The organism is Ideonella sp. P3_A4 (genome assembly GCF_056403075.1).
In genome coordinates, this window is the sequence record NZ_JBFUGE010000280.1 from 1 (window position 1) to 7833 (window position 7833).

Here is a 7833-nt window from a genome sequence, read left to right on the forward strand (position 1 = left end):
GCTGACCATAGCGCCGTGCGAACACGCGCGAAAAGTGGCTCGCGCTGCTGAAGCCGTGGTCCAGCGCGATGTCTGCCATCGGTGCCTTTGAATCCAACAGCGCCTGTGCCGCACGCTCCAGGCGCAGCCGCAGCACGTATTGATGAGGCGGCAAGCCTGCTGCGGCATGGAACTCGCGCGAGAAGTGCGATTCGCTCATGCCGCAAAGCGCGGCCATCTCGGCGATGGGAACCTCGCGCGTGATGTTGCCGGCCATGAACGACAGCACCTTGCGCAACCTCGTGCCGCTGAGCCCGCCACGAGAAGACTCGGCCTGTTCGGCGCAGGCATGGTTCTCCAGCAAGTGGCACAAGAGCGCGGTCACCAACCCATCGCAGTACTGCGGCGTCAACGGCCCGGCCGACGCCTGCGCGTTCAGCAGCTTCCACACCAGGTCGAGGACTTGATGGTCTGACTTGAAGAGCGTGCTGGCGAGCCCATAGCCGGGCGGCAGCCCCCCGTTCGCAGCCAACTGTTGCACCGTTGCCATCGGCACGAACAGGTTCACGATGTCGCAGCCGCTCAGCTGCCGCCAGCGACCGGCCGCACCGGGCGGGCAGATGCGAAAGCGGTCCGCGCCGATCACGCCGCACCAGACGGGCCGGTCACCGACCCACACTTGCGACTCCAACGGCTCGAGCATCACGGCGATGCGATAGCAGTCGGGGTGTGCCGAGATGGTCTGCAGTTCGGACTTCGGCTGTCGGCGTGACCATCGGGCCAAAGCGACGCCAGTGCGCGGCAGCGGGCCGACGCATGTGTCCAGCGGCTCGCTCACGCCGCTGCGGCGGAACCAGTCTTTCAGGGTGTCCGTGCTGTCCATGAACCGCCTTTCGGGCTCACAAGCTTGACAGAGTGACAGCACGAATGCGTCAATTTTGTTCAGCTGCCGCGGTCGCCAGCCTGGCAGCCGAACCCATCATCGCTCCCCTGCTCTTTGCCCGACCTCAGTTTGGAAAGCTGTAAGTCACGGTGTACTGACCGCTGCCGCTGACCGAGGTGATGGCGGCAAGGTAGTAGCCGGACGTGCCAACGTAGCTGATGGACTCGGTGCTGCCTGGCTGGACTGACTGAGCCACCACCACCCAGGTGCTGCCGTTCCACTTGTAGAGCAACAGGTTGAAGTTCGCGTTGTTGGGCCCTGTCGACGAGACTTTGAAGGTGCCACCGTAGGTGCTGTAGTGGGAGCCGCCCGCGGGCATATAGGCTATGGCGCCCTGGCCGCTCAACTGCCCGCTCACGGTGACGTTGCTGGACGAGTAGTAGGCAAATACGGCATCGGCACGGCGTTCGTTCACCGCATGCCATGGCTGGCCCAAGGCGCGCATGCGCGAGTTCTCTGTCGGCCGATAGACGCGACTGGTGCAGTATCTGGCGCCGACGAAAAGGCCCACCGTGCCGTTGGCGTAATACCCTGGCGGCGTGGGCACGGCGGTGCCTGACGCGATCAGCGAACCCCATTTGGCCGTGGACTTGGTGGTGGCCATCGTCACGTTGGCCTCGCTCGGCTCGCTGTAGGTGTCGCACGTTCCGGTGTCGTATTCATCGGCCAACTGAAAGGCCGTGTGGCCGATTTCGTGCAGACCAATCTCGATCGCCTGCGGATGCATCGTCATCGCCCCGACGTTGCCACCCGAACCGCCATAGGTCTGGCTGTTGGCCACGACGACGATGACGTCGCGCCCGTCCGCCGGAGTGATCGAGCCGACGGCGTTGTAGACGAGCGTCTCGTCCACGCAGACCAAACGGGCCATGTCGTAGCAGCCCACCACGGTGCCCAGCGCCGTGCGGCGAGTGACACCCCCTTCGGTGACGCCGGAATCGAGGCTCGCGATGTCGACGCGAAGGATGTTCATTCGGTTCTTGTTCTTGGCGAACAGCGGGTCGGCCAGAAAGCCGTCGGYCACCTTCTTCGCGTCTGCCGCCCACTTGCTCATCTGGGCGCTGGTGTAGCCGTCGCCAATCAATACAAGGTCCATCCGGGCGCTCGTGGCGCCGCTCGACCAGAGCCACGCACTACCGCTCGGTTTTGCACTCGTGGACAGCGGCTGCGACGAGTTGTGCGCGAGCAGCGCCGCGTCCAATTCTTGGCGCGAAATGCGCTTCAACGGCATTGGATCGGCCGCCGGCGTGCCCTGGCGATTCGAGCCCTTGGCCGGACGCTCGAACAGATCAACGGTGGCCAAGCGTGCTGCGTTGGGCACATGCACTTCGACGACCCCGCTGCTGCGTTGGATGTCGCGCGCGGTTTCGATCTGGCCGGTGACCGGATCGAAGACCTCCGCACGATGGTTCACCGGGTTGCGAACAGCCCGGCGAAACAGTTCGCGGCCCTGCCCGTCCCGACCGACCACGACCAGATCCTCCGCCCGCGGTTCACCCAGTGGTGGCTGCACCTGGAAGGTCCCGCGTACTGCGTCGAGCAGCTCATAACTGTTGATGCCCTCGGCTTGTGTCTGGCGGACGCGAAGCATCAATGCATCGTCGGCGTGCGCGAGAGCTGGCCAGCTCAGCAGCACGGCGGCTATTGGCAGAAAAAGCTTCATGGCCAAACTGCCGCAGCGCAGGCCTGGAAATAGGTGTGGCATGTCCGTCTCTCCTCAATTGGTGGCGATCGGATCCGTGACCGCGTCGCATCGTAGTCAGGCGCCCCCGGGCCGCGCGTGGTTCGTCGACCGTGCGCCGTCAAGTCGCAGCGGCTTTTTGAAAGTCGCGCAGAAATTGAGAAGTCAACCGCCTTGCCAGGCTGCGACCGGGGCGCACGGGCGCTGGTGCAAACCCTAGCTATCGGCCAAGTTCACGTTTCCTCGAATGAATCGCTACCCGAATCGACTCATCCAGTGAGCCGGGGGTGCTCACAGGCGGCCCATTACGCGCACTCGTAGTTGCGGCAGGCATTCCGGGCTTCCGAAGATGGAAGCCCGTCGGACTTGCTGCTTGATTCGCTGTGCTGGACTTGCGGATCCGGGTCGCCTGCGCCGCCGAGCACTCACTCGAATAACACGTCAGGAGTACTCATGATCCCCGCCATCGACGGTGCACGCTCGTCCTACTACATCGAGCCACCCTTCGTCCCTCCCCCACCGCCGCCGCCGCAGCCGGTGAACACCCAGGCGACCCAGGGCCCGCGCTTCGTGGGGGTGTCCACCAACGCCAACACGAACACCAACGTCCAGGCCAATCAGACGTTTGCGCAGGGCCTGCGCGGCACACAGCCCCAATCCGGGGACCTGCTGTTTGCGCAGATGGCCAACGACGTCTACGACACGCCGCAGAAGGATGCGCAGGGCAACTACAGCACCGGCAACAAGTCAGAGGCGGACTTGGCCGCGGCTGGCTGGAAGCGGCTGGTGCCTACGGCAGACGGCAAGTCCCTCGAGAGTGACAACGGCGGCAAGCTGGCGATCGACCCGAAGACGCTGCACGACGAGAAGACCGGCCTGACCTCCGGCATCTACACCGATGGCAAGGGCCACTACGTCGTCGCTTTCGCCGGCACCGTCACGAACGAGTCCGGTGACATCAAGGCCGACGTGGAGCAAGGCGCCGGCATGAGCAACGCGCAGTACAACCAGGCCATCGCGTTGGCCAAGAACGTGAACCAGCTGGCCGGACCCGGCAACGTCGCGTTCACGGGCCACTCGCTGGGTGGCGGCCTGGCGGCCACCGCATCGGCCGCCACCGGCGCGCCTGCAGTGACCTTCAATGCCGCCGGCGTCAGCAACGAGACGCTTCGCTCCGTCGGCTTCGCCAACCCGAACGACGCCCGCGCCGCCTTCGAGACCAACGGGCAGATCCGCAGCTACTCGGTCGATGGTGATGTGCTGACCACCGCCGACGAGAACGGCATCCCGCCGCAGCTGGGCGCGAAGTGGCATGCGCAGTGGAACGACCCCAAGGGCAACTGGCGGGACCCGAAAAACATCGTCAACGTGCACGGCCAATTTGGCGACGGCCAGAGTTATGTCGAGTTCATGAAACAGGGCCAGTTCAAGCCTGGCGTGGTCGAGAACCCGTACATGAAGGGCGGGCTCGATGTGCTCTTCCTCGGCACGCCAGACTACACGCGTGGCTTCGTCGTGTCGCAGGTGGGCAATGTCGGCACCACGGTAAAGAGCTCACTCAACGACCTGCTGCAGATCGGCGGCGACACGCGCAGCGACATCCGAAGCGACCTGCATGGCGGCGACAAATTCGCCTTCCTGCGGGCGGGGGGCGAGGTGCAGGAGGGTTTGCTGCAGACCTCCGGCGCGCTGGTCGACAACTTCGGCGATTTCACCGGCCGTACCGTGACCAACGGCACCGACCAGGCCGGCGCCGCCATCCGCGATCTGGGCGACACGCTGCACGTGCCCGATCCGCTGACGAACTTCACCGCACGGTCGGTGGAGAAAGCCGGCAACCTCACACGCGCGGGCAGCGACGTCGCCGGCGACGGCCTCGAAGTGGCCCTCGACGCGGCCGGCGGGGCCGCCGACTGGACGACCAACAAAGTCGCCGACCTCGGCGACAAGGCCGTCGACGTGGCGAAGGTCCTGGTGCCCATCGGGCTCAAGGGGCTGTCACCGCACTGGTGGTGATCTGACGGCGGCCGCCGGCCCTATGGAGGCCCCGCTTCACACCAGCGGTCGATCATGGCTTTGATGGCTTCGAACTGGAACGGCTTGGTCATCACGTCGTCCATGCCATGCGCGATGCACTCCGCCTGTTCTTCCATCATCGCGCTGGCGGTCAGCGCAATGATCGGCGTGCGGGGTCTGCCTTGCTGACGCTCAAGCTTGCGGATCAGCTGTGTCAGCTCGAGGCCGCTCATGCCGGGCATGTGCACGTCCATGAAGATCAGGTCGACGCTGTCGCGCAGGATGGCCTCGAAGGCCGCGGCCGAGTTGTTCCAGGCGATGGGCTCGTCGCCAAACATCCTGACCACCTCCGAAGCCAGGAGCAGATTCGTCTGATCGTCGTCGACGACCATGACGCGACGGGCGCGGCTGTTCGCGATGCAGTTCGATCTGTTCGACATGGCCCACCCTTCTCCTCGTCGAGCGGCGAGTCCGTTCCGACAAGGGCGCCATCGTCGGCGCCAGATGCATCAAGGCCTGGTTGCCATCTTCCCGCTCAGAGCACCGCCAAGGCAAGCGCCGCCGCCCTGCGAACGCCAACAATTGACGGTGCACGTTTGCACACTTCTGCTGCACGGTCGCACTCTCATGAGGCAACCAGCCCGGCCGATGACAGGGGTTTCGTCGAGAAGGGCTCCGTCTTACTTCCGGGAACCTCGACCGGAGGGCACGTTGGCCGTGCCGGTGATTTCCATCTTGACGTGGTCGCCTCGGGAAACGAACAGGCCGAGGGCGCCACAGTCCCACGACGTTCCGCTGACGCTCGCCTGTTTGGTCTCACCCGTGGTGAGGTTCTGGCAACGCACCCGCCAGATGGCCGTGTTGACAGCGGAGCCGCCGATGTTGTTGCTGCGCTCGTATTCGACGATGTAGCCGGTCGAGTGCGCAACTTCCACGTTGTCCGGGATGTCGTTCCAGCTCGGTGAGGCGGCGTCCCAGATCTGCAGCCAGTTCTCGCCACCACCCCAGTYATTCGGCTCGCCCTCGGCCCAGTGCTGGTAGGACCAGGGCTCGCCTGTGACCCACGACCATCCGCCTGCAGGCTCGCTGTAGCCGGGTGCGTTCACGTTCTGGAAGCCGCCGATCCACCGCCCTGCGACGCGGGACACCCCGAAGGTGTCGATCAGGAAGGCGTCCTCCTCGGCAGATGTGATCGTGACGAGGTGTCCTTGAAAACCCCGGTGATGGCGAGTGCGCGCGTCGGCAGCCGCCTGCGTCCAATTCAACGCCGAGTTGTCCACCAGGTCGTAGTAGTGACCATTGGCCGGATTCAGGACTGGGGCTGCTTGCGCGTTGACGGCAAGGGCCAGGGTCATCGCGCAGAAAGCGGCGGCCCGATCGACGGAAGTCAGTCTCATGGTTCTCCTCCAGACGAGCCAGCAGCAAGGGTTTGCCGATTGGATTGGCACGAGCCAAAGTCTAACGTTCAAACTCAACGTCAACGAAGGCGTGTCAAGACGCGGCGCATGAATTGAATAACGTTTATGTTCCGCGGCTGATGCCAGCTGACGCTTCACGGCGGCCGGCATCAGCCGGGCCTCAGCGCTCGAGCCGGAAGCCCTCGTACAGCGCATGGCTCCAGCGCAGGTGCACGGCGATGGCGTGCCGGCCGGACGACAGCCCGGTGACAGGCAGATGGCACGTCAAGCTGATGTTGCCGTCTTCGCCCATCAGTTCGGGCTTGCTGCCCGCACCGCATGTGCTGTCGGCGCCGTCGACCTGCACCTTGAGCGCGGCCATCGTGTCGTCATGACCGCCGCTGAAAAGCGCGACGAATCGAGGCGGCGCGCTACCCGCTGTCGACTCGATCGTGCACTCGAAGCGGCGTTCATCGCCGAAGAGCTTGTGTTCCTGACACGCCGCCGGCTCTTCGGCATGGGTGGGGGTGGCGCAGAGCGCGAGCGACAACAACGACAAGGCACGGGTGGACGACATCATGGGATCGCTGAGGCATAGAGCCTCAGATGGTGCAGCCAACGCATGTCGCGCGCGTGAAGCCTGATGGCGGGCTGCCATCGCGGTCATCCGCTTGTCGCAATAGTCGCGCAAGCTCGCACGATGGCATCGGCTGCTCCTGAAGTTTTCGGTCTGTTTCCAGTTCCTGTCATGCGCATCCCAGGGGCGTTGGACGCCAGCCTGGTGGCCGGTTTGGTGGAGCACTTCAGTTCTCTGGCGATGCAGGAGAACAACTCTTCGGACAAGCTCTCGCACACCCGCATGCTGCAGCCGTCCGACAGCCCACTGCTGGTGGATGTGGCCGCAGGCGTGACCCCGAGGTTGGCAGATTTCGGCACGCTGATCTTCGGCCAACGGTTGGGATGGTCCGTCAAGGAGATGTGGGTCAACGTGCTGGACACCGGTGGCCGGCAGGCCATGCACAACCACGCCAACAGCTTCGTCTCCGGCGTGGCCTATCTGACGACCACACACGCTGAGTCGCAGACTGTGTTCATGAAATCGCCCGGGGGGACCGATTTCTGTTTCAAGAACGACCATGCCGGATCCACACCCGGCGAGTTCTGCGCTGACAAATGGGTCAGCCCGCCGCCGAGTCCGGGCGATTTGCTGCTGTTTCCCAGCTACCTCATGCACGCCGTACCACCCAACAAGGGGGCTCGGCGCATCACGCTGGCATTGAATGCCATCCCGTCACGGCTGGAGTCCTGGGGCTACGGCATCTCGTTCAGTGGCTGAAGACATACGCGAGCAAGGGCGCCACCCGGCAGCCCTGGGCCTGATGGCCGCTTCGGGATTCGCTGGCCTGGGCTACCAGATCATCTGGACACAGCAGTTGGCGCTCTGGCTGGGCCATGAGACGCCGGCGGTCATGGCCGTCGTGGCGGCTTTCTTCGGCGGCCTGGCCGCGGGATCGTGGCTGCTGGCGGGCCGCATCGAGCGCAGCACGCGCCCAGGTGTTTGGTACGCAGCATGCGAGGCGGCGATCGGCCTGTGGGGCCTTCTGCTGATCGCACTCATGCCGTTGATGGGCGCCAGGCTGCAGTCGCTGATCGCGCTGCAGGCGGCCGACAGTCAGCATTGGCTCGTAGCCTTTGGCTGTTTCGTCCTGCTGCTGCCGGCCACCATGGCGATGGGCGCCACGCTGCCTGCGATGCAGCGTGTCCTGACCTCGCTGAGTAGCGGGCCGCCGAATGATCGCTCGTGGGCCGCCCTGTAC

General features: G+C 64.7%; 8 protein-coding genes and 1 pseudogene. 4 read left to right on the forward strand and 5 right to left on the reverse strand.

Translation table 11 applies throughout. From position 1 onward, the window contains the following. Together AC1DYI_RS21180 and AC1DYI_RS21185 are read right to left on the reverse strand one after the other, a co-directional pair. The coding region (locus AC1DYI_RS21180) for a helix-turn-helix domain-containing protein (protein ID WP_477206110.1) at positions 1-862 on the reverse strand (862 nt) is incomplete at its 3' end. A 124-nt stretch (positions 863-986) separates the two neighbouring features. After that, positions 987-2123, reverse strand: a complete 1137-nt coding sequence (locus AC1DYI_RS21185; RefSeq protein WP_477206111.1) for a M64 family metallopeptidase — start codon at positions 2121-2123, stop codon at positions 987-989. Positions 2124-2243: 120 nt separating this feature from the next. On the opposite strand from AC1DYI_RS21185, the gene AC1DYI_RS21190 reads away from it, so the two are divergent. Together AC1DYI_RS21190 and AC1DYI_RS21195 are read left to right on the forward strand one after the other, a co-directional pair. Beyond that, positions 2244-2618: a hypothetical protein gene (locus AC1DYI_RS21190; protein WP_477206112.1), complete on the forward strand. Its 375-nt coding sequence runs from the start codon at positions 2244-2246 to the stop codon at positions 2616-2618. A 438-nt stretch (positions 2619-3056) separates the two neighbouring features. Further along, positions 3057-4619, forward strand: coding sequence for a Tle-like phospholipase domain-containing protein (locus tag AC1DYI_RS21195; protein WP_477206113.1), 1563 nt, complete (start codon positions 3057-3059; stop codon positions 4617-4619). A 20-nt stretch (positions 4620-4639) separates the two neighbouring features. On the opposite strand, the gene AC1DYI_RS21200 is transcribed toward AC1DYI_RS21195, so the two are convergent. From AC1DYI_RS21200 to AC1DYI_RS21210, 3 genes are all read right to left on the reverse strand, one after another. Then, positions 4640-5011 carry a response regulator gene (locus AC1DYI_RS21200; RefSeq protein WP_477206114.1) on the reverse strand — a complete coding sequence of 124 codons (372 nt, stop codon included), beginning with the start codon at positions 5009-5011 and terminating at the stop codon, positions 4640-4642. Positions 5012-5299: 288 nt separating this feature from the next. Beyond that, the gene (locus AC1DYI_RS21205) at positions 5300-5974 is read right to left on the reverse strand and encodes a lectin-like protein (RefSeq protein ID WP_477206115.1); all 675 of its coding nucleotides are present in this window, start codon (positions 5972-5974) and stop codon (positions 5300-5302) included. Between the two features lie 223 nt (positions 5975-6197). Beyond that, positions 6198-6569 carry a hypothetical protein gene (locus AC1DYI_RS21210; protein ID WP_477206116.1) on the reverse strand — a complete coding sequence of 124 codons (372 nt, stop codon included), beginning with the start codon at positions 6567-6569 and terminating at the stop codon, positions 6198-6200. A gap of 195 nt (positions 6570-6764) precedes the next feature. Between AC1DYI_RS21210 and AC1DYI_RS21215 the strand changes: the two genes are divergently transcribed. Then, positions 6765-7352 (forward strand): putative 2OG-Fe(II) oxygenase, encoded by a 588-nt coding sequence (locus AC1DYI_RS21215; protein ID WP_477206117.1) that lies wholly within the window; start codon positions 6765-6767, stop codon positions 7350-7352. Then, a pseudogene (locus AC1DYI_RS21220) lies at positions 7345-7833 on the forward strand (fused MFS/spermidine synthase); the annotation flags it as partial. The gene AC1DYI_RS21215 and the pseudogene AC1DYI_RS21220, both read left to right, overlap by 8 nt.

Bases quoted from the DNA above. Each gene is read 5' to 3' on its own strand.
- AC1DYI_RS21195 (WP_477206113.1), top strand. From the start codon at position 3,057: ATGATCCCCGCCATCGACGGTGCACGCTCGTCCTACTACATCGAGCCA.
- AC1DYI_RS21215 (WP_477206117.1), top strand. From the start codon at position 6,765: ATGCGCATCCCAGGGGCGTTGGACGCCAGCCTGGTGGCCGGTTTGGTG.
- AC1DYI_RS21200 (WP_477206114.1), bottom strand. From the start codon at position 5,011: ATGGTCGTCGACGACGATCAGACGAATCTGCTCCTGGCTTCGGAGGTG.
- AC1DYI_RS21190 (WP_477206112.1), top strand. From the start codon at position 2,244: ATGCACTTCGACGACCCCGCTGCTGCGTTGGATGTCGCGCGCGGTTTC.